General features: G+C 55.6%; 26 protein-coding genes and 1 tRNA gene. 14 read left to right on the top strand and 13 right to left on the bottom strand.

The features are described 5' to 3' along the window. Positions 1-49: 49 nt before the first annotated feature. The gene (gene folB / locus HV157_RS17985; protein WP_020883629.1) at positions 50-418 is read right to left on the bottom strand and encodes a bifunctional dihydroneopterin aldolase/7,8-dihydroneopterin epimerase; all 369 of its coding nucleotides are present in this window, start codon (positions 416-418) and stop codon (positions 50-52) included. A gap of 107 nt (positions 419-525) precedes the next feature. Between folB and plsY the strand changes: the two genes are divergently transcribed. The 10 genes from plsY to ureG all read left to right on the top strand — a co-directional run bounded on the left by plsY (position 526) and on the right by ureG (position 8,301). Then, the gene (gene plsY / locus HV157_RS17980) at positions 526-1,140 is read left to right on the top strand and encodes a glycerol-3-phosphate 1-O-acyltransferase PlsY (RefSeq protein ID WP_020883628.1); all 615 of its coding nucleotides are present in this window, start codon (positions 526-528) and stop codon (positions 1,138-1,140) included. 92 nt (positions 1,141-1,232) lie between these two features. Then, a complete protein-coding gene (locus HV157_RS17975; RefSeq protein WP_134179677.1) occupies positions 1,233-2,699 on the top strand; it encodes an MFS transporter in 1,467 nt (488 codons plus the stop codon). A gap of 116 nt (positions 2,700-2,815) precedes the next feature. Beyond that, positions 2,816-3,643 carry an urease accessory protein UreD gene (locus HV157_RS17970; RefSeq protein WP_025203001.1) on the top strand — a complete coding sequence of 276 codons (828 nt, stop codon included), beginning with the start codon at positions 2,816-2,818 and terminating at the stop codon, positions 3,641-3,643. Positions 3,644-3,653: 10 nt separating this feature from the next. Next, complete coding sequence (locus HV157_RS17965) at positions 3,654-3,956, top strand: urease subunit gamma (protein WP_003862556.1); 303 nt, start codon at positions 3,654-3,656, stop codon at positions 3,954-3,956. Positions 3,957-3,966: 10 nt separating this feature from the next. Continuing rightward, entirely contained in the window at positions 3,967-4,281 is a 315-nt protein-coding gene (locus tag HV157_RS17960; RefSeq protein ID WP_182268785.1) for an urease subunit beta, read from the top strand. Then, the gene (gene ureC, locus HV157_RS17955) at positions 4,274-5,977 is read left to right on the top strand and encodes an urease subunit alpha (RefSeq protein ID WP_182268784.1); all 1,704 of its coding nucleotides are present in this window, start codon (positions 4,274-4,276) and stop codon (positions 5,975-5,977) included. The genes HV157_RS17960 and ureC overlap by 8 nt, the downstream gene beginning before the upstream one ends. Positions 5,978-5,986: 9 nt before the next feature. After that, positions 5,987-6,451: an urease accessory protein UreE gene (gene ureE, locus HV157_RS17950; protein WP_020883622.1), complete on the top strand. Its 465-nt coding sequence runs from the start codon at positions 5,987-5,989 to the stop codon at positions 6,449-6,451. Positions 6,452-6,460: 9 nt separating this feature from the next. Continuing rightward, the gene (locus HV157_RS17945; protein ID WP_047355858.1) at positions 6,461-7,000 is read left to right on the top strand and encodes a HupE/UreJ family protein; all 540 of its coding nucleotides are present in this window, start codon (positions 6,461-6,463) and stop codon (positions 6,998-7,000) included. Continuing rightward, on the top strand, positions 7,000-7,674 hold the full coding sequence (locus HV157_RS17940) for an urease accessory protein UreF (protein ID WP_049023872.1): 675 nt from the start codon (positions 7,000-7,002) through the stop codon (positions 7,672-7,674). The genes HV157_RS17945 and HV157_RS17940 overlap by 1 nt, the downstream gene beginning before the upstream one ends. 9 nt (positions 7,675-7,683) lie before the next feature. Then, positions 7,684-8,301, top strand: a complete 618-nt coding sequence (gene ureG, locus HV157_RS17935) for an urease accessory protein UreG (protein ID WP_014171666.1) — start codon at positions 7,684-7,686, stop codon at positions 8,299-8,301. Positions 8,302-8,341: 40 nt separating this feature from the next. Here ureG and tsaD read toward each other — a convergent pair whose 3' ends face one another. Then, on the bottom strand, positions 8,342-9,355 hold the full coding sequence (gene tsaD / locus HV157_RS17930) for a tRNA (adenosine(37)-N6)-threonylcarbamoyltransferase complex transferase subunit TsaD (RefSeq protein ID WP_020883618.1): 1,014 nt from the start codon (positions 9,353-9,355) through the stop codon (positions 8,342-8,344). 236 nt (positions 9,356-9,591) lie between these two features. On the opposite strand from tsaD, the gene rpsU reads away from it, so the two are divergent. The 3 genes from rpsU (at position 9,592) to rpoD (ending at position 13,665) form a co-directional block, all read left to right on the top strand. Further along, the gene (gene rpsU, locus HV157_RS17925; RefSeq protein WP_001144069.1) at positions 9,592-9,807 is read left to right on the top strand and encodes a 30S ribosomal protein S21; all 216 of its coding nucleotides are present in this window, start codon (positions 9,592-9,594) and stop codon (positions 9,805-9,807) included. Positions 9,808-9,921: 114 nt separating this feature from the next. Then, a complete protein-coding gene (dnaG, locus tag HV157_RS17920; RefSeq protein ID WP_025202985.1) occupies positions 9,922-11,667 on the top strand; it encodes a DNA primase in 1,746 nt (581 codons plus the stop codon). Between the two features lie 150 nt (positions 11,668-11,817). After that, positions 11,818-13,665, top strand: coding sequence for an RNA polymerase sigma factor RpoD (gene rpoD, locus HV157_RS17915; protein WP_020883616.1), 1,848 nt, complete (start codon positions 11,818-11,820; stop codon positions 13,663-13,665). A gap of 84 nt (positions 13,666-13,749) precedes the next feature. Here the strand turns inward: rpoD and mug are convergent, their stop codons facing one another. Beyond that, on the bottom strand, positions 13,750-14,256 hold the full coding sequence (gene mug / locus HV157_RS17910; protein ID WP_025202984.1) for a G/U mismatch-specific DNA glycosylase: 507 nt from the start codon (positions 14,254-14,256) through the stop codon (positions 13,750-13,752). Between the two features lie 124 nt (positions 14,257-14,380). Between mug and HV157_RS17905 the strand changes: the two genes are divergently transcribed. Continuing rightward, positions 14,381-14,456 (top strand) — tRNA-Ile (locus tag HV157_RS17905). A gap of 81 nt (positions 14,457-14,537) precedes the next feature. Here the strand turns inward: HV157_RS17905 and HV157_RS17900 are convergent. From HV157_RS17900 to HV157_RS17855, 10 genes are all read right to left on the bottom strand, one after another. Further along, positions 14,538-14,738, bottom strand: coding sequence for an ogr/Delta-like zinc finger family protein (locus HV157_RS17900; RefSeq protein ID WP_182268783.1), 201 nt, complete (start codon positions 14,736-14,738; stop codon positions 14,538-14,540). A gap of 65 nt (positions 14,739-14,803) precedes the next feature. Beyond that, positions 14,804-15,958 (bottom strand): phage late control D family protein, encoded by a 1,155-nt coding sequence (locus tag HV157_RS17895; protein ID WP_182268782.1) that lies wholly within the window; start codon positions 15,956-15,958, stop codon positions 14,804-14,806. Next, positions 15,955-16,419 (bottom strand): phage tail protein, encoded by a 465-nt coding sequence (locus HV157_RS17890; protein WP_014171677.1) that lies wholly within the window; start codon positions 16,417-16,419, stop codon positions 15,955-15,957. The genes HV157_RS17895 and HV157_RS17890 overlap by 4 nt, the downstream gene beginning before the upstream one ends. An 11-nt stretch (positions 16,420-16,430) precedes the next feature. Next, entirely contained in the window at positions 16,431-18,878 is a 2,448-nt protein-coding gene (locus tag HV157_RS17885) for a phage tail tape measure protein (RefSeq protein WP_182268781.1), read from the bottom strand. Next, positions 18,871-18,990, bottom strand: a complete 120-nt coding sequence (locus tag HV157_RS17880) for a GpE family phage tail protein (protein WP_014171679.1) — start codon at positions 18,988-18,990, stop codon at positions 18,871-18,873. Before HV157_RS17880 ends, HV157_RS17885 begins: the two co-directional genes overlap by 8 nt. A 32-nt stretch (positions 18,991-19,022) precedes the next feature. After that, positions 19,023-19,331, bottom strand: a complete 309-nt coding sequence (locus HV157_RS17875) for a phage tail assembly protein (RefSeq protein ID WP_014171680.1) — start codon at positions 19,329-19,331, stop codon at positions 19,023-19,025. A 56-nt stretch (positions 19,332-19,387) separates the two neighbouring features. Next, positions 19,388-19,906, bottom strand: a complete 519-nt coding sequence (locus HV157_RS17870) for a phage major tail tube protein (RefSeq protein WP_014171681.1) — start codon at positions 19,904-19,906, stop codon at positions 19,388-19,390. A gap of 11 nt (positions 19,907-19,917) precedes the next feature. After that, on the bottom strand, positions 19,918-21,105 hold the full coding sequence (locus tag HV157_RS17865; protein ID WP_025202978.1) for a phage tail sheath protein: 1,188 nt from the start codon (positions 21,103-21,105) through the stop codon (positions 19,918-19,920). 123 nt (positions 21,106-21,228) lie between these two features. Continuing rightward, the gene (locus HV157_RS17860; RefSeq protein ID WP_182268780.1) at positions 21,229-21,651 is read right to left on the bottom strand and encodes a tail fiber assembly protein; all 423 of its coding nucleotides are present in this window, start codon (positions 21,649-21,651) and stop codon (positions 21,229-21,231) included. 1 nt (position 21,652) lies between these two features. Beyond that, the gene (locus tag HV157_RS17855) at positions 21,653-23,836 is read right to left on the bottom strand and encodes a tail fiber protein (protein WP_182268779.1); all 2,184 of its coding nucleotides are present in this window, start codon (positions 23,834-23,836) and stop codon (positions 21,653-21,655) included. Between the last annotated feature and the right edge of the window lie 6 nt (positions 23,837-23,842).

Here is a 23,842-nt window from a genome sequence, read left to right as displayed (position 1 = left end):
ATACAGCTTTAAGACCGGTATAACCTAAAATGGTTTAGCTATTATGACGTTAAATCTTCCCTTTCAGATTTGTGCCACGCTCAATGATCACGCCGACGTTAGCGGCACGCGCCACGGCACCCGGTTTGCTCAATTTGATGCGTACCCACGGTGCGTTGAACTTGCTCAGCAGCAGCTCGGCCACCTCTTCTGCCACACGCTCCACCAGCGCAAAACGTTGCCCTTCGACGTGGCCCACGACCGTTTCACTGATATCGGCGTAGCTCAGACAGTCATTCACGTCGTCGCTTTTTGCTGACTTGCGGTTATCCCAGCCCATTTCGATATCGAACACGAGTTTCTGCTCAATGGTCTGTTCCCAGTCGTAAACACCAATAGTGGTGATTACCGAAAGTTGCTCTATAAATACAATATCCATCACGACCTGCCTGCTTTTTGGCTAAACCGGATACCACTTCCGGCGAATTATGCGTATTATCCACAGATGCTGAGAATACAGATACATTTTCAAAACGGAACAGCGTTATGAGTGCAATCGCGCCTGGAATGATCCTCCTCGCCTACCTTTGCGGCTCAATCTCCAGCGCCATTCTGGTCTGCCGCATTGCCGGGTTACCTGACCCGCGCGAAAGTGGTTCCGGGAATCCGGGGGCGACCAATGTACTACGAATTGGCGGCAAGGGAGCAGCCGTAGCGGTATTGATTTTTGATGTTCTGAAAGGAATGTTACCCGTCTGGGGAGCGTATGCGCTGGGCGTCACGCCGTTCTGGCTGGGGCTCATTGCTATCGCCGCCTGTGTCGGCCATATCTGGCCTGTATTCTTTGGTTTTAAAGGCGGTAAAGGCGTCGCCACCGCCTTTGGTGCTATTGCCCCTATCGGCTGGGACTTAACCGGCGTGATGGCCGGCACCTGGCTACTGACCATTCTGCTGAGCGGTTACTCATCATTGGGCGCCATCGTCAGCGCGCTGATCGCGCCATTCTATGTCTGGTGGTTCAAACCGCAGTTTACCTTCCCGGTGTCGATGCTCTCCTGCCTCATCCTGCTGCGCCATCACGATAATATTCAGCGCCTGTGGCGTCGCCAGGAGACCAAAATTTGGTCGAAGCTCAAGAGAAAGAAAAAAGACGCCCCGTAAGGGGTTAGTTATGCCTTATAACCAAATGTGATTTTGGTCACCCTCTGCCTGTGGTAACTGTTAATGACACAACACAACCACACAAAACGAAAATGGCAGACATTACAGACACAACTCCCCTTTCAACGGCAGGACATTCGCCTGATGGCGACATCAAGTGGGTACGTAACGCCTCTGACGTTTCACGTCTGGTCAACGACGGTTCTCAGGGTCGGGCCAACGCCCGCATCGTAGTCGGTATCGCGCTGGGCGGTATTTTCCTTGATGCGTACGACCTTGGTGCGCTGGCGTTCGGCATCAAAGACATCACCCGCGAATTTAATCTCACCCCCGCCGGTACCGGCATGGTGGCCTCGGCCATTACCTTTGGCGCGATTGTCGGGGCGCTGCTGGGTGGCTATCTCACGGACAAGATCGGGCGCTACCGCGTCTTTATGGCCGATATGCTGTTCTTCGTGGTAGCGGCCATCGCCTGTGCACTGGCACCCAACGAATATGCGCTGGCGGGCGCACGCTTTGTGATGGGCCTCGGCGTGGGGATCGATCTGCCGGTGGCGATGGCGTTTCTTAGCGAGTTCGCCAGGCTCAAAGGCCCCGGAAACAAGGCCTCCAGCGTGGCAATGTGGTGCCCAACCTGGTATGCCGCAATCAGCATCTCTTACCTGTTGGTGTTATTCTTCTACGCCGTACTGCCAGAAAGTCACAGCGACTGGCTGTGGCGCTTAATCCTGGGGTTTGGCGCGGTGCCTGCGCTGATGATTATCGCCATTCGTAGCCGCTACATGAGCGAGTCCCCGGTCTGGGCGGCGAATCAGGGCAACCTGAAAGAGGCGGCCGCTATCTTGCGGCAATCGTATAACATCAACGCCCACGTGCCGCAGGATGCGCTTAACCAACCGGCACCGGTGGTCAACAAGGCGAAGTGGGCAAATTATCTGAACCTGTTCCGTGGCGTCTATCTGCGACGTACCACGCTCGCTACCCTGCTCTCGGTGGTGTCGTCTTTCGCCTATAACGCCGTCGCATTTGGTCTGCCGGTCATTATCTCCAGCTTCTTTGTGCAGTCGATGCTGACCACTATTCTGATCTCGCTGGTGCTAAACCTGCTGTTTGCCTTCGTCGGCGGATTGCTGGCAGTGCGCTATGTTCCGCGTTTCGGCGCGTGGCGGATGTCGCTGGCGGGCTACGCCTGTCAGCTTATTGCTCTGCTGGGGCTGGCGCTGATTGGTCGTCCGGAAGGCGTATCGGAAGGCGTTATCGCCGTCGCGATGCTGGCGCTGTTCCTGTTCGGTCAGGGATTTGGGCCCGGTGCCCATACCATGACGTTTGCGTCCCTGAGCTATCCCACCTCTCTGCGCGGCGTGGGCGTGGGCCTTAACCAGACGCTGATGCGCAGCAGTTCTACGCTCTCGCTGTTTCTGTTCCCTCTGCTGGTGGCCTCTCTTGATACCGCCGTGTTCTGGGTGATCGCCCTGGCACCGTTTATCGGGCTGGCTTCGCTGCTGGCAATCCGCTGGGAGCCGTCCGGCTATGATGTGGATGCAGAGGATTATCGATAACCTTCTCAACCGGCTCCTTGAGCCGGTTTTTTTATCCATAAGCGACTCATATGACAGCCTTCATTTCTGCCAGGGCATACTGAAACGTCTCCCGATGATGAGCAGATGGATGCAGCATGTTAGCAGCTCAGGTCACTGATAATTCTTACAAAGGCTGGCAGGCATCGCTTGCCCTGCAGTTTTGTTATACCCCTGAGAAAACCCTCCTGCACGCTGCTCATCACATCGGGCCCCTCACCGTACAGCGACCTTTTTATCCCGAAGGCGACACCTGTCACCTGTATTTACTGCACCCGCCAGGCGGGATAGTCGGCGGCGATACGCTGGATATTTCGGTGCATCTGGACGCGAAAAGCCATGCGCTGATCACCATGCCCGGCGCGAGCAAGTTCTATCGCAGCAGCGGCCCGCAGGCCTGTCTCAATCAGCACTTCTGGCTCGGTGATGAGGCTACGCTGGAGTGGCTGCCGCAGGACACCATTATCTTTCCCGGTGCGAATGCCGCCCTGCGTTCCGTTTTTCATCTGAAGGCCTCCAGTACGCTGCTGGCGTGGGAGCTGTACTGTCTGGGTCGCCCGGTGATCGGCGAAACCTTCAGCCACGGCACGCTGGAAAGCCGCCTTGAGATCTGGGTCGACGATGAGCCACGGCTGATTGAACGTCAGCACCTCAGCAATGGCGATCTCACGCCCGTTGCAGGTCTCCCGTGGGTCGGCACGCTGCTGTTCTTTCCGGCCAGGGAAGCGCACCTCGAAACGGTGCGCGAACTGCTGACGCCGCTGAGCCATTTTGCCGGGGCAACGCTCACAGACGATCTGCTGTCGGTGCGTTTTCTCTCCCACGACAACCTGATTTGCCAGCGGGTGATGCGCGATATCTGGCAGTCGCTTCGCCCGCTTTTAACCCCCAAAACCGCCTGTTCGCCGCGTATCTGGCAGACATAAGAGAAACGTTATGGAACTGACCCCCAGAGAAAAAGACAAGCTGTTGCTGTTTACCGCTGCGCTGGTTGCCGAACGCCGCCTTGCGCGCGGGGTAAAACTGAATTACCCGGAATCAGTCGCGCTGATCAGCGCGTTTATTATGGAAGGCGCCCGCGATGGCGAAACCGTCGCCTCACTGATGGAAGCGGGCCGTCACGTCCTGACGCGCGACCAGGTGATGGAAGGCGTACCGGAGATGATCCCCGACATTCAGGTGGAAGCGACGTTCCCGGACGGATCAAAGCTCGTCACCGTCCATAACCCGATCGTATAAGGAGCGCGTGATGATCCCAGGCGAATACCAGATCCAATCCGGAAACATTGCGATCAACGTTGGGCGAGACACGCAAAACGTGATCGTCGAAAACCATGGCGACAGGCCGATCCAGGTGGGATCGCACTACCACTTTTATGAGATTAACCCGGCGCTGAAATTCGACCGGGAAGCCACCAAAGGCTATCGGCTGAATATTCCGGCAGGCACCGCCGTGCGTTTCGAACCCGGACAGAAGCGCGAGGTGACGCTGGTTCAGGTCAGCGGCGCGCAGCGTATTTTCGGCTTTCGCGGCAAGGTGATGGGAGAGGTGAAAAATGGCTGAAATTTCACGCCAGGCCTACGCCGATATGTTCGGCCCCACCACTGGCGATAAAGTGCGTCTGGCCGACAGTGAGCTGTGGGTTGAAGTGGAAAACGATCTCACGGTCTACGGCGAAGAGGTCAAATTCGGTGGCGGGAAGGTGATCCGCGACGGTATGGGCCAGGGGCAGATGACATCCGACGGCTGCGTGGATCTGGTGCTGACCAACGCGCTGATTATCGATCACTGGGGGATCGTTAAAGCCGATATTGGCGTAAAAAACGGGCGGATCTTTGCCGTGGGTAAAGCCGGCAACCCGGATATACAGCCCGGGGTCACGATCCCGATTGGCGCAGCGACAGAAGTGATCGCCGCCGAAGGGAAAATTGTCACCGCCGGCGGGATCGACACGCACATCCACTGGATCTGCCCGCAGCAGGCGGAAGAGGCGCTGGTCTCTGGCGTCACCACCATGATTGGCGGGGGCACGGGCCCTGCGGCAGGCACCAACGCCACGACCTGTACGCCGGGGCCCTGGTATATCGCGCGAATGTTGCAGGCGGCCGATACACTACCGGTGAATATCGGCCTGCTTGGCAAAGGTAACGGTTCCAACCCTGATGCCCTGCGCGAGCAGATCGCAGCGGGTGCCATCGGGCTGAAGATCCACGAAGACTGGGGCGCGACGCCGGCCGCCATTAACTGTTCACTGGCGGTGGCGGAGGAGATGGATATTCAGGTGGCGCTGCACAGCGACACGCTGAACGAATCCGGGTTTGTTGAGGACACGCTGGCGGCTATCGGCGGACGGACCATTCACACCTTCCATACGGAAGGGGCGGGCGGCGGACATGCACCGGATATTATTACTGCCTGCGCGCACCCGAATATTCTGCCCTCCTCCACTAACCCGACGCTGCCCTACACGGTGAATACCATCGACGAGCATCTCGACATGCTGATGGTGTGTCACCACCTCGACCCGGATATCGCCGAGGACGTGGCCTTTGCTGAATCACGCATTCGCCGGGAGACCATCGCCGCGGAAGATGTCCTTCACGATATCGGTGCCTTCTCGCTGACCTCGTCCGACTCCCAGGCAATGGGTCGCGTCGGCGAAGTGATTATTCGTACCTGGCAGGTGGCGCACCGTATGAAGGTTCAGCGCGGCGCACTGCCGGAAGAGACCGGGAACAACGATAACTACCGCGTGAAACGCTATATCGCCAAATACACCATTAACCCGGCGCTGACCCACGGGATTGCTCATGAAGTGGGCTCGATTGAGGCCGGGAAACTGGCGGATTTAGTGGTCTGGTCCCCCGCGTTCTTTGGCGTCAAACCCGCCACCATTGTGAAAGGCGGGATGATCGCCTGCGCCCCGATGGGGGATATCAACGCCTCTATCCCAACGCCGCAACCGGTCCGTTACCGTCCGATGTTTGGCTCGCTGGGTGCCGCACGCCATGCGACGCGGCTGACGTTTGTCTCCCAGGCTGCCGATGCGAAGGGCATTTCGCACCAGCTCAGTCTGCAGAGCGGCATAGCCGTCGTAAAAGGCTGCCGCACGGTGAAAAAGGCCGACATGATCCACAACAGTCTGCAGCCCAACATCACCGTTGACGCACAAACTTACGAGGTTCGCGTTGATGGCGAGCTCATTACCAGCGAGCCGGCAGACGTTCTGCCGATGGCCCAACGCTATTTCCTGTTTTAAGGAGTGACGATGATCTACCTGACCCAACGCCTTGACCATGCCCATCCGATAACCGCCAGCGTCACGCTGCCGATTGATGTCCGGGTGAAAAGCCGTGCCCGCGTGGCGCTGAATGACGGTCGCGAAGCCGGGCTGATGCTGCCGCGCGGCCTGCTGCTGCGCGGGGGAGATCTGCTGACCACTGACGACGGCAGCGAGGTGATCGAGGTGATCGCCGCGCCGGAATCGGTCTCCGTGGTGCGCTGCGACGATCCGTTCCTGCTCGCCCGCGCCTGCTACCACCTCGGCAACCGCCACGTGCCGTTGCAGATCATGCCCGGCGAGCTGCGCTACCACCACGATCATGTGCTCGATGACATGCTGCGCCAGTTCGGGCTCGAGGTGACATTTGCCACCCTCCCGTTTGAACCGGAAGCAGGGGCGTATACCAGCGATGCCCACAGCCATAGTCACTCTCACGCTCATTCACATTAAGGATTCATCATGCGTACGTTTTTACCTCTGCTACTGCTGGCCTTTTCTCTTCCTGCCCTGGCGCATCCCGGACACGGCACAGACAGCTTTCAGGCCGGTTTTTTCCATCCGCTGACGGGTCTTGATCATCTGCTGATGCTAACCGGTGCGGGCGTACTTTCGGCCCTGAGCGGGCGCAAGCTGCTGCTGCCCTTTGCCACTCTCGGCATGATGCTGGCCGGGGCCGTTGCAGGCAGCCTGCTTGGCGGCTTTAGCGGCATGGAAATGCTGATTATCGCCTCGCTGGCGGTCTGCGGCGCGATGATGTTTAAAACCGAAAATCGCCTGCTGTTGGCCGTGCCGGCGCTGGCAATGTTCCACGGCTGGGCGCACGGGGTAGAGATGTCTGGCCACAACTTCTGGCTCTTCACCAGCGGCTTTATGTTTGCCAGTGCCACGGTGCTGTGCGCCAGCTTCGCCGCCGGGTTGCTGCTGCGCCGTCACGACGGGTTACGTAAAACCTTTGGTGGCGGGCTGATTGTCTCTGCGCTGCTGGCGCTGATGGGCTGATGGAGCACGTCCGCCAGCGGCTGCGCCTGATGCAGCTCTCCAGCAGCAGCCTTCCGGTCGGGTCATTCACCTGGTCGCAGGGGCTGGAGTGGGCCGTAGAAGCAGGCTGGGTCCCCGATGCTGAGGCGTTCAAAAACTGGCAGATCCTGCAGATGGAGCAGAGCTTTTTCTGTGTCGATCTGCCGCTGTTTTCCCGACTTTATCAGGCGTGCGAGCAAAACGATTTGGCGACGGCAACACGCTGGACGGCCTACCTTCTCGCCTGCCGGGAAACGCGTGAACTGCGTGAAGAGGAACGCAACCGCGGGGCGGCCTTTACGCGCCTGCTCAAAAGCTGGGAGCCGGACTGTCCGGCAGAGTGGCGGACGCTGTTTATGCAAAGCCAGCTCAGCGGCATGGCATGGCTCGGAGTACGCTGGGGCATTAGCGCCCATGAGCTGGCCCTGAGCCTGGGCTACAGCTGGATTGAGAGCGCGGTCATGGCAGGCGTCAAGCTGGTGCCGTTCGGGCAACAGGCGGCGCAGCAGCTGATTATCGACCTGAGCGACCACTTTGCCGCCGGGCTTGAACCGGCTTTTTTGCGTGGCGACGACGCGCTGGGTGCGGCAACGCCGCTGTCGGCCATCGCCTCTGCGCGCCACGAAACACAATATTCACGATTATTCCGTTCCTGAGGAGACAACATGGCTGATTACAAACATCCCCTGCGCGTGGGCGTGGGCGGCCCGGTGGGGTCGGGCAAAACCGCGTTACTGGAAGCACTCTGCAAAGCAATGCGCGACACCTATCACCTGGCAGTGGTGACCAACGATATCTACACCAAAGAGGATCAGCGCATTCTCACCGAAGCGGGCGCCCTTGAGCCAGAGCGCATCGTGGGCGTGGAGACGGGCGGTTGCCCGCATACCGCAATCCGCGAAGATGCCTCAATGAACCTGGCGGCAGTGGAAGCGTTAAGCGAAAAGTTCGGCAATCTGGACCTGATCTTCGTTGAAAGCGGCGGTGACAACCTGAGCGCCACCTTCAGCCCGGAGCTGGCTGACCTGACAATCTATGTGATTGACGTCGCTGAAGGGGAGAAGATCCCGCGTAAGGGCGGCCCAGGGATAACCAAATCCGATTTTCTGGTGATCAACAAAACCGACCTGGCACCCTATGTGGGGGCCTCACTGGAGGTGATGGAGCGTGACACCAACCGCATGCGCGGCGAGCGCCCGTGGACCTTCACCAATCTGAAGGCGGGCGACGGACTGGCGACGATCGTGACATTTCTGGAAGAGAAAGGGATGTTGCGGGTGTAACCGTATAAATCCCCTCTCCCTGGCGGGAGAGGGTCAGACATTACGCCTCCGGCAACTCCGCCAGCGGCCAGCGTGGACGTACAGAGACGCTCAGATCGGCGGTCGCGCCAGCGTTCAGACGCACCATGCCCGCATAGGCGATCATCGCCCCGTTATCGGTACAGAATTCCGGACGGGCATAAAATACTTCCCCACCACGCTTTTGCATCATCTGCGCGAGTTTTGCACGCAGCGTGCGGTTGGCGCTGACGCCCCCGGCCATCACTAGACGCTTAAAGCCGGTCTTTTCCAGTGCGCGTTTGCATTTGATCATCAGGGTATCGACCACCGCGTCTTCGAACGCACGGGCGATATCAGCACGGGTCTGCTCGCTATCGTCATTATTGCGAATGGTATTGGCCGCGAAGGTTTTCAGACCAGAAAAGCTGAAATCCAGCCCTGGACGGTCAGTCATCGGACGCGGGAAGACGAAACGCCCTTCCGTGCCCTGCGATGCCATTTTCGAGAGCATCGGACCGCCAGGATAATCCAGGCCCAGCAGTTTGGCCGTTTTGTCGAAAGCCTCACCGGCTGCGTCGTCAATGGACTCGCCGAGCAGCTCATACTTGCCAATCCCCGTTACGCTAATCAGCTGGGTATGGCCACCTGAAACCAGCAGCGCCACAAAAGGAAACGCAGGCGGATTATCTTCCAGCATCGGCGCCAGGAGATGCCCTTCCATATGGTGAACCGGAATGGCCGGCACATCCCACGCGAATGCCAGCGAACGGCCCACCGTTGCGCCGACCAGCAGCGCACCCACCAGGCCTGGGCCTGCGGTATACGCTACAGCATCAATATCAGTAGAGCTCAACCCGGCTTCTTTCAGCGCCGCCTGAATCAGGGGAACCGTTTTACGCACGTGGTCACGAGAAGCCAGTTCAGGCACGACGCCGCCGTAGTCAGCGTGTAATTTCACCTGACTATACAGTTGGTTGGCAAGAAGCCCTTTTTCGTCGTCGTAAATGGCGATGCCGGTCTCATCGCAGGATGTTTCAATACCCAGTACACGCATGACTTGTTTTACCTCGTTTCAATACCGCGCAGTGTAGGGCCAATGCGGATTGATGTAAAACTTTGTTCGCCCCAGGAAGAAGCCTCGTGTATACTCCTCACCCTTATTAAAGTCCCTTTCAAAAACGCGTCGGTGCTTTACAAAGCAGCAGCATTTGCAGTAAAATTCCGCACCATTTTGAAATAAGCTGGCGTTGATGCCAGCGGCAAACCGAATTTATCAAAGGTGAGAGTTACATGCCGGTAATTAAAGTACGTGAAAACGAGCCGTTCGACGTTGCACTGCGTCGCTTCAAACGTTCATGCGAGAAAGCAGGTGTTCTGGCTGAAGTTCGTCGTCGTGAGTTCTATGAAAAACCAACGACCGAACGTAAGCGCGCTAAAGCTTCTGCTGTGAAACGTCACGCGAAGAAACTGGCTCGCGAAAACGCACGCCGTACTCGTCTGTACTAATCAATTGAGGGCCTCAGCCCTCAATGACAGACAGAGTTGTAGTCGTAAGGCCGTGCTTCCGGAAGGAATGCGCGGCTTGTTTTCGTTTATGAGTTACTAAAATTTTTGGGGCATATGGCCGGACGAATCCCACGCGTATTCATCAATGACCTGCTAGCCAGAACCGACATCGTCGATCTCATCGACGCGCGGGTAAAGCTGAAAAAGCAGGGCAAGAACTACCATGCGTGCTGTCCTTTCCATAACGAAAAAACCCCCTCCTTCACCGTAAACGGTGAAAAGCAGTTTTACCATTGCTTCGGCTGTGGTGCTCACGGTAATGCTGTCGATTTTTTAATGAACTACGACAAGCTCGAGTTCGTTGAAACCGTCGAAGAGCTGGCGGCGATGCACAACCTTGAAGTGCCGTATGAAGCAGGCAGTGGACCAAGCCAGATCGAGCGCCATCAACGGCAGACGCTGTACCAACTGATGGATGGTCTGAACTCGTTTTATCAACAGTCTCTTAAGCACGCTGCTGCTGAGCCTGCGCGTCAGTACCTGACAGCGCGCGGACTGAGTGACGATGTGATTGCGCGTTTCGCTATTGGTTACGCCCCGCCCGGCTGGGACAACGTGTTAAAGCGTTTTGGCGGCAATAGCGAAGATCGTAAGTCTCTTATCGATGCCGGCATGCTGGTCACCAATGACCAGGGACGAAGCTACGACCGCTTCCGCGAACGGGTGATGTTCCCGATCCGCGACAAGCGTGGCCGGGTGATTGGTTTTGGTGGTCGCGTGCTGGGTGATGCCCTGCCGAAGTACCTCAACTCCCCGGAGACCGATATTTTTCATAAAGGCCGCCAGCTTTACGGTCTTTATGAGGCGCTGAAGGATAACGCGGAACCTCCGCGCCTTCTGGTCGTCGAAGGCTATATGGATGTCGTCGCGCTGGCGCAGTACGACATCAATTATGCGGTTGCATCTCTGGGCACCTCGACCACAGCCGATCACATTCAGCTGCTGTACAGGGTGACTAACAATGTCATCTGCTGTTACGACGGTGACCGTGCAGGGCGCGACGCCGCCTGGCGTGCGCTGGAAACCGCACTGCCTTATATGACCGACGGGCGTCAGTTACGCTTTATGTTCCTGCCCGACGGTGAAGACCCGGATACGCTGGTGCGTAAAGAGGGCAAAGCGGCGTTTGAAGCGCGGATGGAGCAGGCTCAGCCGCTCTCCACGTTTTTGTTTAACAGCCTGATGCCGCAGGTCGATTTGAGTACCCCTGACGGGCGCGCGCAGCTCAGCACGCTGGCGCTGCCGTTAATCAGTCAGGTGCCCGGCGAAACGCTGCGCATCTATCTGCGTCAGGAGCTAGGCAACAAGCTCGGCATTCTGGATGACAGCCAGCTTGAACGTTTAATGCCTAAACAGTCTGAAAACGGTGCGGTTCGTCCCGCGCCTCAGCTAAAACGCACAACCATGCGTATACTGATAGGGTTACTGGTTCAAAACCCCGAACTTGCTCCGCAAGTGCCATCGCTGGCGGGTTTGAACCACGAAAAATTGCCCGGGCTTGGCTTATTTTCAGAATTGGTCAACACTTGTTTGTCTCAGCCAGGTCTGACCACCGGACAACTTTTAGAACATTATCGCGGCACAAAAGAGGCTGCTACCCTTGAAAAACTGTCGATGTGGGACGATATAGCAGATAAGGACATTGCAGAAAAAACGTTCACCGACTCACTCAACCATATGTTTGATTCGATGCTTGAGCTGCGCCAGGAAGAGTTGATAGCTCGCGAGCGCACACACGGCTTAAGCAGCGAAGAACGCCGGGAACTCTGGATGCTGAACCAGGAGCTGGCAAAAAAATGAATTCAACGGCTTAAGTGCCGAATATCGATCGGGAAGCCCCCGGCAGCCGCACTGAGAGGCAGCGGCACAAATATAAGTACGCCCTCGCTTTAAAGGTTGGCAGCCCCATCGCCGACACCAATCAAACGAATTAAGTGTGGATACCGTCTTATGGAGCAAAACCCGCAGTCACAGCTGAAACTTCTTGTCCAACGCGGTAAGGAGCAAGGCTATCTGACCTATGCCGAGGTCAATGACCATCTGCCGGAAGATATCGTCGATTCAGATCAAATCGAAGACATCATCCAAATGATCAATGACATGGGTATTCAGGTGATGGAAGAAGCACCTGATGCCGATGATCTGTTGCTGGCTGAAACCTCCAACAACACTGACGAAGATGCGGAAGAAGCTGCTGCACAGGTCCTGTCCAGCGTGGAATCTGAAATCGGGCGTACCACTGACCCGGTCCGCATGTACATGCGCGAAATGGGTACCGTTGAACTGTTGACCCGCGAAGGCGAAATTGACATCGCGAAACGCATCGAAGACGGGATCAACCAGGTTCAGTGCTCTGTTGCCGAATACCCGGAAGCGATCACCTATCTGCTGGAGCAGTACGATCGTGTTGAAGCGGAAGAAGCGCGCCTGTCTGACCTGATCACCGGTTTTGTCGACCCGAACGCTGAAGAAGATATGGCACCGACCGCCACTCACGTGGGTTCTGAACTGTCTCAGGAAGAGATGGATGATGACGAAGACGAAGATGAGGAAGATGCCGACGACGACACCGCCGATGATGACAACAGCATCGATCCGGAACTGGCGCGCGAGAAGTTTGCCGAGCTGCGTACCCAGTACGAAGTCACGCGTGACACCATCAAAGCAAAAGGTCGCAGCCACGCAGCCGCACAGGAAGAGATCCTGAAACTGTCTGAAGTCTTCAAACAGTTCCGTCTGGTGCCTAAACAGTTCGACTACCTGGTTAACAGCATGCGCGTGATGATGGATCGCGTACGTACCCAGGAACGCATCATCATGAAACTGTGCGTTGAGCAGTGCAAAATGCCGAAGAAGAACTTCATCACCCTCTTCACCGGCAACGAAACCAGCGAAACCTGGTTCAACGCGGCTATCGCGATGAACAAGCCGTGGTCTGAAAAACTGCATGACGTGAAAGAAGACGTGTTCCGCGGCCTGCAGAAACTGCATCAGATTGAAGAAGAGACCGGCCTGACCATTGAGCAGGTTAAAGACATCAACCGTCGTATGTCCATCGGTGAAGCGAAAGCCCGCCGTGCGAAGAAAGAGATGGTTGAAGCGAACCTGCGTCTGGTTATCTCTATCGCCAAGAAGTACACCAACCGTGGCCTGCAGTTCCTGGATCTGATTCAGGAAGGCAATATCGGTCTGATGAAAGCGGTTGATAAGTTTGAATACCGTCGTGGTTATAAGTTCTCCACCTATGCTACCTGGTGGATCCGTCAGGCTATCACCCGCTCTATCGCGGATCAGGCGCGTACCATCCGTATTCCGGTGCATATGATTGAGACCATTAACAAGCTCAACCGTATTTCCCGCCAGATGCTGCAGGAGATGGGCCGCGAGCCAACGCCGGAAGAGCTGGCTGAGCGCATGCTGATGCCGGAAGACAAGATCCGTAAAGTGCTGAAGATCGCCAAAGAGCCAATCTCCATGGAAACACCAATCGGTGATGATGAAGATTCGCATCTGGGTGATTTCATCGAGGATACCACCCTCGAGCTGCCGCTGGACTCTGCGACGACCGAGAGCCTGCGTGCTGCAACACACGACGTTCTGGCTGGCCTGACCGCCCGTGAAGCAAAAGTGCTGCGTATGCGTTTCGGTATCGATATGAACACCGACCATACGCTGGAAGAAGTGGGTAAACAGTTCGACGTTACCCGCGAACGTATCCGTCAGATCGAAGCGAAGGCGCTGCGTAAACTGCGCCATCCAAGCCGCTCTGAAGTACTGCGTAGCTTCCTGGACGATTAATCGATCCTGTCAGTGAAAAAGCTCCCTTTGGGGAGCTTTTTTTTTTGCATTTTCTCCGCCCCTCAGGGACAAGGAAACACCGCCCTACAGCCCACGCACAACCAGGGCCTCATCCAGTTCCCGATACGCCTCCACCAGCTTATCCAGCGTTGCCCTGTTAAGCCCGCTCGGGTTTGGCAGCACCCACACCTGCGTGACGCCAATGGTGATGGCCTGTTTGCCCCACTGCGCACCGCGCTGACTGAACGCCTGTTCGTAAGCCTGCTTGCCCAGGATGGCCAGCGCTGCCGGCTGATAATCTTCAATCTTCTTAATCAGCTCCCGCCCACCGCTGCGCAGTTCATGCAGGTTCACCTCACTCGCCTGAACCGTGGGCCGCTCAACCAGCATGGTTATCCCGCAGCGCGTATCCAGCAGGTGCTGCTCCTCTTCAGGCTTCAGTAGCCTGTCGGTAAACCCGGCCTGATAGATAACCTTCCAGAAGCGATTCCCCGGATGGGCAAAGTGAAAACCGGTGTGCGCCGAGGACTTCCCAGGGTTAATCCCGCAAAACACCACCCGCAAGCCCGGGGCCAGAATATCGTTGATCATCTCGACTCCCATTGATACATCCTTATGGAAGTATAAAGGATTGATTATGCATTGTTTATAAAAACAGCAGGCAGGTGTGAATGGCTGGATTGCTGAAGGGAGTTCCTCTATAATTCACCGCCACGGCCCCTTAGCTCAGTGGTTAGAGCAGGCGACTCATAATCGCTTGGTCGCTGGTTCAAGTCCAGCAGGGGCCACCAAATTTAGCTGTAGAATCAAATGATTAAGCCACTCGATTGAGTGGCTTTTTTATTGGTTTTTTTGAGCCGGTGGCGCAGTCGCTAACCGTGGGTCTGCGAAGCCGTTCGGACACGCTCAGCGGCGCCAGGTGTCGCAATCAGACGCTCCACGGACTCCATCGTCACGAACGTACAGCTGCAGTCCACATTGGTGCACTGGTGATAGCGCTCTTTGGTATTTTCACTTAAATAGCGACTGGTACGCACATGCGCGGAATGCTTGCACTTAGGACAATGAAACATGTACCCCCACATAATTCACAATTTGTGAATTGATAATACCCAAAAAGAAACCAATAGCAAATACATTACTCATTTGCGATAGAAAATTTTTCATCAGCGACGTTCAGCTCAAGCTTAAGTTGCGTGGTAAATCCACTCTCGCTGAGGGTATGAACCACTTCGTTGATAATCCACGCCTGCTCGTCAATGACCCGTTTAAAGCCGTTGACCAGCACCGGCGTTTCGGGATACAGATCGGCACGTCCCAGCGCCAGCTGGATGGAAAAATTCACGGTACCCCGCTGAAGCGCGCGCCACTTCGCCTCCGCAGCCCTGAGCGCCTGCTCTTCAGAGGCATAAACCGTGGTGAGTTCAAAAACGTTTTCCGCCGATCCCACCAGCCTCTCTTGCGGCTTCTCTGCCTTGCCTCCTGCTCCCGCTACCGGTGTAGCGGCATCCGGGTGCTGTAGTCCTTCTGTCGGCTGCCCCCCGGGCTGACGAGCAATGCTCAATTGAGTATTTTGTTGTTTTGGGTCACGCGTTTGCAGCCATTTGGCCGTCACGCCGGAATAATTTTCACGGTCAGCGACGGAAAAAAGGTGCCGATCGCCATCCCCACGTTCAATCATCATTAAGGGAAGCGGTGTGCCACTGGCCGTCACGGCATGGCCCGCTTTCATAAAAATAACCTTCCCGGCTTTGATTGAAACAAATGCACCATTACGTTCGGCCAGGCGGGAGAGAAACGCCGCGTCAGTCTCCTGAGACTGATCGATATGAGAAATGGCGATGGATGCAAGTCCCGCCCCGACGCTGGCGGTAAACTGGTTACGCTGAGCAATGGTGTTGACTATCGCGCCGATCGTCGTGTCATGCCACGACTGTTCGCGCCGCACGTTGAGCTTCCCACGAAAATCGGCGCTGCATCCCCGGATGGTCAGCGTGTCCGGCGTGCCCCGGAATTCAATCGCATCTATCGTAAACTCCCCTTTCGGCTGGAGCGGTGTTCCCTCCCATCCCAGCCATAAGGACACTCTTGCCCCCCGGGCAGGCAGGTCTAACAACCCGTCGGAATCATCCAGTAGAATATCCAGCTGATCGGCTTCCAGCCCACGTTTGTCGGTCATGGTCAAACTAATAAGACGATGGCTGAAATTTTGCGTGATATCGCGCTCGTCAAGCTTAAGCATAAAATCAGGGGCGATTTTCCCACCCGCCCGGATATTCATTTCGGTGATCATCCCACCAGCCCTCCAATGCTATTACGTGCGCTTTCCACCAGCTCTGAGGCCTGCGTTCTCAGGTCGCCAAACGTCGTCATCAGCGATTCATCCACGCGTTTCAGTACCAGGGTAAAATCAATTTTCCGGGCAGTGCCATCGCTGTAAAAATCCGAATGCGTATGCGTGACTTTCTCAATGATAAACATGCCGTGAATGATGCCGGTACCGTCTATCAACGGCCATGCCCGCCCTTCATTCGCCATCAGCTCAACCGCCTTGAGAGAAAGCCGCCCTCCCGTGAGCTCCGGGTAAAGTAATCCGGAAAGGTTAAAGGATGTCTCACCTTCGCCAAGGTACTGCCAGGCTTTGGGTTTCCCGATGCGTTCGTTGGATGCCCAGCGGTAGTCTTTTGTAAATACCATTGACTGATACGGTAAGGTTCGTCGTTCAAAGACAAACAGACCCAGCACCATTAACATTTTCTCTCTCCTTAACCATACATAAAGCTGGATTGCTGCCGTCTCGCTTTTTCCTGCTCACTGCTCTCTATAGCCTCCCGGATTTGACGAGTCAGATCCGTTCCGGAGGCTGCGCTCCCCTGCAGCGTGAAGTTGTATTCACTTTTACTCTGATCGATGTAAGAACGTCCTCCCGCTGCTGCCATCGGCTGGTATCCCATGAAGCCGCTGTAAACAGGTGACGCCGGGTCCCAGGCACTGCCGGCGTCAGCAGAGGAGGTGCCTTCTTTCGGTACAGCCGAGTCGATATTGCCCGACTCTTTTTTTATGACGCCGAGTTTCTCCAGCAGCCAGCTGGCCTTGCCGCGCAGGCTGTTAAAGAGATTTAGCGGCGCCATTAGCGCATCTCCCAGCGCCTGACCGAACGCCACGCCGACATTTTTGCAGCTGTCGAGCGTTTCCTGCGTCGCCTTAATCGGCGCAATCAGATCGATGAACCACTGCCAGATCCCGCCCAGTTTTTCTGAAATGAAACCAAAGGCCTGTAACAGCGGAGAGAACAGCTCGCCCAGCGGCGCGAAGGCCGCAGAAAGCCCCTCAATCACCCCGCCAAAGAAGGCGCTAATGGGCTCCCAGTATTTAAGAATCAGTAAAGCGCCGGCGGCAATTGCCGCTCCGAGAGCAATAACGGGCCAGCTCAGGGCGCCCAGCACCGTCATGATGCTCCCCCCCACTACGCTGAATACCGTGCCCAGCATCCCGGCAGCGGTTATCACCAGATTCAGGCCTGACACAATGGGGGCGACCACCATACCTAGCGTGCCCAGGACACCGGCAAAGGCTTGTGCGCCCATAACCACGCTGACCAGGGCTTGCGTCAGTGCAGGGTTAGCGTTGATCCAGAGAGAGAGCGTACTAAGCCATCCGGTCGCGGTTGAGATCAGCGTGCGCAGGGCACCATCGGCCTTATCAAAGACATCAATCTTCAGGCCGTTTAATGCAGCCTGGAACTTGCTGATATCACCCTCGAGGTTATCGCCCTGAACCGAGGCTGTCAGCGCGGTGCTCCCCCTCGCGCCCTGGAGCGTCTGGCGCTTGTTATCCAGTGTTCCATTCCCAGCCGCTGAAACCAGTACGCCTGCGCCTTGCATCGCATCCGCACCGAAAATGGCCTTCAGGTATTCCGTTTGTTGAGCCGCACCGATTTTGCTGTTTTCGAATGAGGTAGAGATCGCCTTGAGGATATTCTCTGTCGGTAGTGGATTACCCTCGCCATCCCGTGTTTGCACCTTCAGTTCATTCAGCGCTGCAGAACGCTGCCCATCCGGCGTCTGCAGGCGGCTCAACATGGCGCTAACCTCTGCGCCGGCATCTGCCCCTTTCATTCCCTTTTCCATCAGAATACCAAGCAGCGCGGTGGTCTCCTCAAGGCTGGCGCCGGCTTCTCCGGCGGCAGGTGCGGCGGATGCAACGGCGGTACTCAGTTCGGTGAGACTGGTATTTGACGCAGTGAAACCGCGGGTAAGGACATCTGCAACGCGTTCAACATCCATATTCGCCAGGTTGAACGCGGCCTGCGTGCTGCGGATGATGTCGACCGCTTTGGCGGCATCAATATTCCCAGCGAGGCTGAGGTTGACCGTCGGCACAGTGGCGGCCACCACCCCGTCGGCGTCATAGCCTGACCGGGCCAGCTCGCCCTGCGCCCGGGTGACCACATCTGTAGAGGTTCCTGTACTGACGCTGACATCCCGTGCCTGCTGGCGAATGGCCTCCAGCCTGGTATCCCCCTTCTGCAGACCCAGGCTTGCCTGTATGGCAGACATCTGCTTTTCAAAACGGATGCCTGGGGCAATAAAGCGGGACGTCTGATTAAAGCCCACCTTTGCCATTCCTGCGCTCGCATTAGCAAACTGCTGCACACCCGCGGCAACACGTTTGCCAGACTCGTAGCGGTTCTGGACGGTATTAAGCCGCTCCTGTTGCTGATTGACCCTGGCAAGCGCCTCTTTATGTCGATTTAGTTGTAGCGTTTTTTCGCTGATACCCTGTCTTAAACGACGCTCATCTGACGACAGCGTGCGCGTATTAATCCCTGCCTGCGCCAGCTCACCGCGCTGGCGCTGCACTGACTGGCGTAAATTGTTGTACTCAAGCTTAAGCGCAGCGGCAGATTGGCGGGCTGCCGCCAGCGCATCCGCCTGGTCACGGGTTGGGTTCTGGGTGTTTTTGAGCTGGAGCGCCAGCTCCGCGGTCTGCTGTTTCGCCCGGGCAAGAGACTGCCCCGTCACGGCGAGCTGTTCGTTGGCTTTTCTGAAGCCGTTAATGCGGCCCGCCTGTTCATCAAGCGCGCGCAACGCCGCCTCAGAATCGCGGATACTGGCCGCGAGAGAGAGACTGGCGTTCTGGATAGCGTTAAGCGGTCGGCTTGCCCGGTCGACTGCCTTAAGCAACTCCTGAAGTCTGACATTATTACTCATGGTAGTTTCCGCTTCGCTGCAGCGCCTTTTCGCGCCATATAAGGAGTTCGGTCATGCTCAGCGAGTACAGCTCTGACGGCGGCCAGTGAAAGATCACCGCGATATCCGCCATCAGATCATCGACCGACAGGTTTTCGGGAAATTTTAGCGAGCCGAAGCCGGTGACAAAAAACCGATCACCTTGCCCGCAAAAGAGAGCAGGTCGGAAGCATCCAGACGCGCAATCTCATGCTCGGTCAGGGCCGGCGAGGTCATTCGCGGCAGCACTTTAATCAGCGCATCGACGTCAGATTGTGCCAGCGACGCCAGCGATACCCCACGCAGGGTCCCCGCGTTGGGTTTTGCGACGGTCACCTTTTCGATTTTTTGCTCGCCGCGCAGAACGGGGGTGTCGAGCGTAATGGTGTTCGGGTTTTCGCTTTCGTTAATGACGGTCTCGTTGATATTTTCCATTTGGTTACTCTTCAGAAAGTTAACTTACCGGCCGGCAGTCCCGGCCGGTTAAAGGTTTACAGGCCAATCGCCTTACGGTGTTCCGCCAGACGATCGACGCCGTCGACTTTCAGCACCATGTTGATGATGTCAATTTCGATGATCTCTTTGCCATCGATGGTCAGCTGGTAGTAAGCGCACTCGGTGGACATCTTGGTGGTGCCGCTCTCGCCCTGCTTGTTTTCACCACCATCAAACTCTTTATGACGGCCTCGCATGACGATTTCGACGGCGGAGATTTCGCCCGTGTCGTCACGCTGGAAGGAGCCGGTAAAGCGCAGAGGCACGCTGTCCGCGCCCGGAGAGGCATACTGTGCCCACAGCGCGACGTCCGGCAGACCGCCAATGGTCCACTCAAGCGCCAGGGCATCATCGTCCAGGCCGAGGTCGACAGAGACCGAGCCCGGCATACCGCCGCCGCGATACTTCTCCAGTTTGCGGGTGAGCTTCGGTAAGGTGACAGACTCAACAACGCCCATATAACTCAGGCCATCGTTGAACATGTTCAGATATTTAAGTTTGCGTGGTAACGCCATGCTTCAGCTCCTTAGCTGTTAACCGAATCGGACAGGTCTGCCAGATAGGTATCGGTGATGCGCTGGCGCAGGGTCAGGTTCTCCAGCGGCGGGACAGGGGTGTAGTCGTAATCGATGTACAATTTCCCTGCTTTCAGGGTCGATGCATCATTGGATTCCGGGTCATACCAGCAAGTGCCATCAACGATATAGCCGTTGGTTTTCAGCTCACGGAATTTGGCATTGATACCGGAAACGATGTCGCGGATGAGCGTTGGCGTAATGGGTTTATCCATTGCCCATGCGTGTGCTTCGGCCATGGTATCGGCCAACACCTGCGCGGTACGGGTGTAGTTTTCAAAGACGAAGAGCGGATCGTCTGAACAGGTACGGTTGCCCCAGAATTTGAAGCCGTCGTTACGAATAAGCGTGGTGACGCCGGCCTGGTTAAGCAGGTTCGCATCGGTCGCTTGTTCCTGCAGATCCCAGGACACGGAGGCGCTTACACCTGTGACACCGTTAACGCCGATGTTGGACAGGGTTTTGTGCCAGCCAATCGTCTGGTCGATTTTGGCGCGCAGGCCGAGAGCACGTGCGGTGGCCCAGGCGTGGGTCGTCGTGTTGGTGGTGGTATCCCACGCCAGAAAATCAGGGTGAATCACCATCAACTCGCGCTGACTGAAGTTTTTGCGGTAATCGATAGCGGCTGAAATGGTTTTACAACCCCATGCACTGACATAGCCAAACGCGCGCAGGCTCTGGCACATGGCGGCCAGCGCGGTCGCCACTTCCTGAGAATCCAGCCCCGGAACACCGAGAATACGTGGCTTAACGCCAGTGACCGTTTTCGCGGTAAGGAGCGCTTTCAGACCGGTATATTTACCGTTTTCATCGGTTGTACCGATGATATTAGAGATAGTCTCTTTCTGTGCTTCCTCAGCGGTATCAGCGGTGCCTTCAGCGACACGCACGACAACAACAACCGGTTTACACTGATCGGCAATCGCCTGCAGGGAAGCGGACAACGTCCCCATTTTCCCGGCTTTCGCAATCGCAGTTTGCACGTTGGTAATGAGCACAGGCTCGTTTAAAGGAAATGTCTTGTCGTCCGCATCGCTGGCCGTACAGACCATGCCGATGATTGCCGTCGAGACGGTGGAAATGGTGCGGGTGCCATCGTTGATTTCGATGACTTCCACGCCGTGATGATAGTCGCCCATCCGTTTAACTCCTTCGTTTAGTGGTGAGGCTATTGTCTGTGGAGCGCACGATTGATGCGACGCATTGGGGTTGGAGAAAGGATTACACAACAAACGAAAAACCCTCCGGATGGAGGGTTTGGGTCAGGCAGGGCGTTCTGGCCATTCAATATCCGGGGCGGTGGTAACATCAACCCGATTTAGCATTACCCGGTACCGCTTCCAGCGTAACAACGCGGCAGCTTCTTCCTCGGTAGCAATGCCTAGCTCGGAGGCATCCTCAAGCGGAGTGATAATGTCATTTGCCGCTTGCATTAAGGATGTTTTTTGAGAATTCGCCAGAGCAACACGATCTTCATGCGTGGGTGCTGGCGGTTCCGCAAGCACGGGATAGCCGTTCTTATCTGAGACAATCACTTTTCCCTCGGTTTGCCCGGCCATAAGCGAATCATAATCTTCATCGACCACTTTTACATAATCATCTGGCCAGGTGCCGGCGGAACGATAGTCTGCCTCAAGAGTATCGTTATAAAAAGCCCGGGTAATGGGACAATAAACATAACTCATATTAATAGCCTCTCGCCTCGAAATAAACTTTAACCTCACCACTGCCAGCAACGTAGGTAAAACCTGATTTATCAGGGTTTTGAACATAAATATTCTGATCGTGGAATCCATTGGTATAAAGCAGTGTTAACTGCACACTCAAACAAGCATTAGGAAATGCCGTAGGGAAAGCGATACGTGTTGAATCCGCACTCCGTGTTGCCACACCCCATTGCTTCATAATTCCTGTCGAGTTATCTTTCTCCCAACCACTCGCCGCCTTGCTGGCTGTATTTTTAAGATTGTACCGCGCATCGCTTTCGGCTTTTGTATAGGCAGAAGTTTTTGCCATATAACCGGCATCACTTTGTCCCTTGGTGTAATAACGGGAGTCGAAATTAGTAAAACTCCCTGGAATAATCTGTCCTGGTGCAATAAAATTACCGCTAGTATCCCATTTATAATTAACGTCCTGACCTCCACTCCCTTTCATATGTAAATGCCATGAAAGAACGCTACTGCTTACCAGGGAGCCCATTGAAAATGCCCAAGAGTTTACCCCCTGAATGGTTGCCTGTTGTTTTAAAACTGGGTGATATTCGCTTGTCCCGGCTGTACTGTATAAATTGAAAAATGGCGCTTTAGTATTATATTGCTCGACCCATGCATAATTTCCGCTATAACCCGCCGTAATTTCTTTTCCAGCATAAATCGTATTATTAACAGATAGCGGCGAAGCGGAATTTAGCGCACCGGTTTCAAGGCTCACCCACAAAGGGCGCAGCGAATTATAGCCACCAAATTTATCACCTTTGTTCGTTAGCATGAGATATAGGTTTGCGCCATCATTGCGCCAAAAGGTGCCATAGTCACCGTAAGCAATACGCATACCATTTGCATTCAAGGAGGTGATTTCGAGTCGTGCACGTAACCCGTTTGCAGTACTGAGATTGATTTCCTCCTGACCGTCTGTCGAACCAGTTGCAAGACGCCAATTTCCCTGTTGTACCGTCTCATGCCAGATAGTATCACCTTCCCCACCACGCATTTTTCGTAGGTAGTTTTTTTCACCGCGCATGCCATTACTCAGTCCAGATTGCAGATAAACTCCTTGCTTTACGCCATCAAGATTGAGCGTACCGCTCATGCTGTCACCAAATTTACTTACGCGTTCGCTGGCATTACGATTTGCGGCTACAGCGTTATCATTAGCTGTTTTGACGGCTTTCGGAGTGGCGGCGAGCGCCTCAGATGCGCTGTCGGCTGCGTTACTAAGCTGAACGATACCCTTTTGTGTCGTAGTAGCATCCAGAGCGGTGTATTTTCCTTTAGCAAGATCATAAGCTGTCTTCACCGCTTTCGGCGTCGCGGCCAGTGTCTCAGATACATTGTCAATGGCGCTGCTGAGCTGGACGATACCTTTTTGTGCCGTGCTGGCATCCTGAGCCGTATATTTCCCTTTGGCCAGGTCATAGGTGGCCTTTACCGCTTTAGGCGTTGCGGCCAGCACCTCAGACACGCTGTCGATCGCACTACTGAGCTGGACGATACCCTTTTGTGCCGTGCTGGCATCCTGAGCAGTATATTTCCCTTTAGCCAGGTCATACGCGACCTTCACCGCTTTTGGCGTCGCGGCAACGACTTCAGAGACACTGTCGATCGCACTACTGAGCTGAGTAAAACCTTTTGCCGTCAGAGAAGCATCAGGATGGCGTCGGGACTGCTCGTGCTCGGCAAGTTTGTCGTCGACGTAATCCTGCGTCGCCATCACCGTTGAGGTGTCAATCGTCAACTCGACGGAGGCGATATCACTCACCATGATGACCATACGCACAGTCTGCGCACGTCCCGATCCTTCAGCGAGTGCAGGTTTGTAACTTTCAGCCATATTGCCGACAGCAATCAGCGTCCCGGCATCATCATAGAGCCCCATTTCACGCATCCAGAATCCGCCGATTTCCGGAGGGATCAGCAGCTCCGCCACGACATAATTTTGATTCTTTTTGTCCTGGCTGATTTTGTTCAGCGCATGACGCCAGACCTCATTGATGAGTTTCGTCTGGCTGGCATTTGGCGTCGGGAGTTGCCCGCCGCCATCACCCACCGCCATCGCCGTAAAATTCACTTTCTTCCCGTTCGGGACGGTTGCGGCAGCCAGTTTTTCGGCGCCGGCTTTGGTGATAACCGTTTTATACTTCACTGTCATTGTGCT

It is taken from the genome of Enterobacter sp. RHBSTW-00318 (assembly GCF_014101375.1).
GTDB lineage: Bacteria > Pseudomonadota > Gammaproteobacteria > Enterobacterales > Enterobacteriaceae > Enterobacter > Enterobacter ludwigii.
Note: the sequence above shows the minus strand (reverse complement) of the source record. Positions and strands in the feature narration are given on the sequence as shown.

What these genes read in the sequence shown, in the direction of transcription:
- HV157_RS17970 (WP_025203001.1), top strand. Translation starts at nt 2,816, where the DNA reads ATGTTAGCAGCTCAGGTCACTGATAATTCTTACAAAGGCTGGCAGGCA.
- HV157_RS17960 (WP_182268785.1), top strand. Translation starts at nt 3,967, where the DNA reads ATGATCCCAGGCGAATACCAGATCCAATCCGGAAACATTGCGATCAAC.
- HV157_RS17940 (WP_049023872.1), top strand. Translation starts at nt 7,000, where the DNA reads ATGGAGCACGTCCGCCAGCGGCTGCGCCTGATGCAGCTCTCCAGCAGC.
- HV157_RS17880 (WP_014171679.1), bottom strand. Translation starts at nt 18,990, where the DNA reads ATGGCGGATATCGCGGTGATCTTTCACTGGCCGCCGTCAGAGCTGTAC.
- tsaD (WP_020883618.1), bottom strand. Translation starts at nt 9,355, where the DNA reads ATGCGTGTACTGGGTATTGAAACATCCTGCGATGAGACCGGCATCGCC.
- HV157_RS17965 (WP_003862556.1), top strand. Translation starts at nt 3,654, where the DNA reads ATGGAACTGACCCCCAGAGAAAAAGACAAGCTGTTGCTGTTTACCGCT.
- HV157_RS17870 (WP_014171681.1), bottom strand. Translation starts at nt 19,906, where the DNA reads ATGGCGTTACCACGCAAACTTAAATATCTGAACATGTTCAACGATGGC.
- HV157_RS17945 (WP_047355858.1), top strand. Translation starts at nt 6,461, where the DNA reads ATGCGTACGTTTTTACCTCTGCTACTGCTGGCCTTTTCTCTTCCTGCC.
- HV157_RS17975 (WP_134179677.1), top strand. Translation starts at nt 1,233, where the DNA reads ATGGCAGACATTACAGACACAACTCCCCTTTCAACGGCAGGACATTCG.
- rpoD (WP_020883616.1), top strand. Translation starts at nt 11,818, where the DNA reads ATGGAGCAAAACCCGCAGTCACAGCTGAAACTTCTTGTCCAACGCGGT.
- HV157_RS17875 (WP_014171680.1), bottom strand. Translation starts at nt 19,331, where the DNA reads ATGGAAAATATCAACGAGACCGTCATTAACGAAAGCGAAAACCCGAAC.
- HV157_RS17865 (WP_025202978.1), bottom strand. Translation starts at nt 21,105, where the DNA reads ATGGGCGACTATCATCACGGCGTGGAAGTCATCGAAATCAACGATGGC.
- HV157_RS17890 (WP_014171677.1), bottom strand. Translation starts at nt 16,419, where the DNA reads ATGTTAATGGTGCTGGGTCTGTTTGTCTTTGAACGACGAACCTTACCG.
- ureG (WP_014171666.1), top strand. Translation starts at nt 7,684, where the DNA reads ATGGCTGATTACAAACATCCCCTGCGCGTGGGCGTGGGCGGCCCGGTG.
- dnaG (WP_025202985.1), top strand. Translation starts at nt 9,922, where the DNA reads ATGGCCGGACGAATCCCACGCGTATTCATCAATGACCTGCTAGCCAGA.
- plsY (WP_020883628.1), top strand. Translation starts at nt 526, where the DNA reads ATGAGTGCAATCGCGCCTGGAATGATCCTCCTCGCCTACCTTTGCGGC.
- HV157_RS17900 (WP_182268783.1), bottom strand. Translation starts at nt 14,738, where the DNA reads ATGTTTCATTGTCCTAAGTGCAAGCATTCCGCGCATGTGCGTACCAGT.
- rpsU (WP_001144069.1), top strand. Translation starts at nt 9,592, where the DNA reads ATGCCGGTAATTAAAGTACGTGAAAACGAGCCGTTCGACGTTGCACTG.
- HV157_RS17855 (WP_182268779.1), bottom strand. Translation starts at nt 23,836, where the DNA reads ATGACAGTGAAGTATAAAACGGTTATCACCAAAGCCGGCGCCGAAAAA.
- folB (WP_020883629.1), bottom strand. Translation starts at nt 418, where the DNA reads ATGGATATTGTATTTATAGAGCAACTTTCGGTAATCACCACTATTGGT.
- HV157_RS17885 (WP_182268781.1), bottom strand. Translation starts at nt 18,878, where the DNA reads ATGAGTAATAATGTCAGACTTCAGGAGTTGCTTAAGGCAGTCGACCGG.
- HV157_RS17895 (WP_182268782.1), bottom strand. Translation starts at nt 15,958, where the DNA reads ATGATCACCGAAATGAATATCCGGGCGGGTGGGAAAATCGCCCCTGAT.
- ureE (WP_020883622.1), top strand. Translation starts at nt 5,987, where the DNA reads ATGATCTACCTGACCCAACGCCTTGACCATGCCCATCCGATAACCGCC.
- mug (WP_025202984.1), bottom strand. Translation starts at nt 14,256, where the DNA reads ATGATCAACGATATTCTGGCCCCGGGCTTGCGGGTGGTGTTTTGCGGG.
- ureC (WP_182268784.1), top strand. Translation starts at nt 4,274, where the DNA reads ATGGCTGAAATTTCACGCCAGGCCTACGCCGATATGTTCGGCCCCACC.
- HV157_RS17860 (WP_182268780.1), bottom strand. Translation starts at nt 21,651, where the DNA reads ATGAGTTATGTTTATTGTCCCATTACCCGGGCTTTTTATAACGATACT.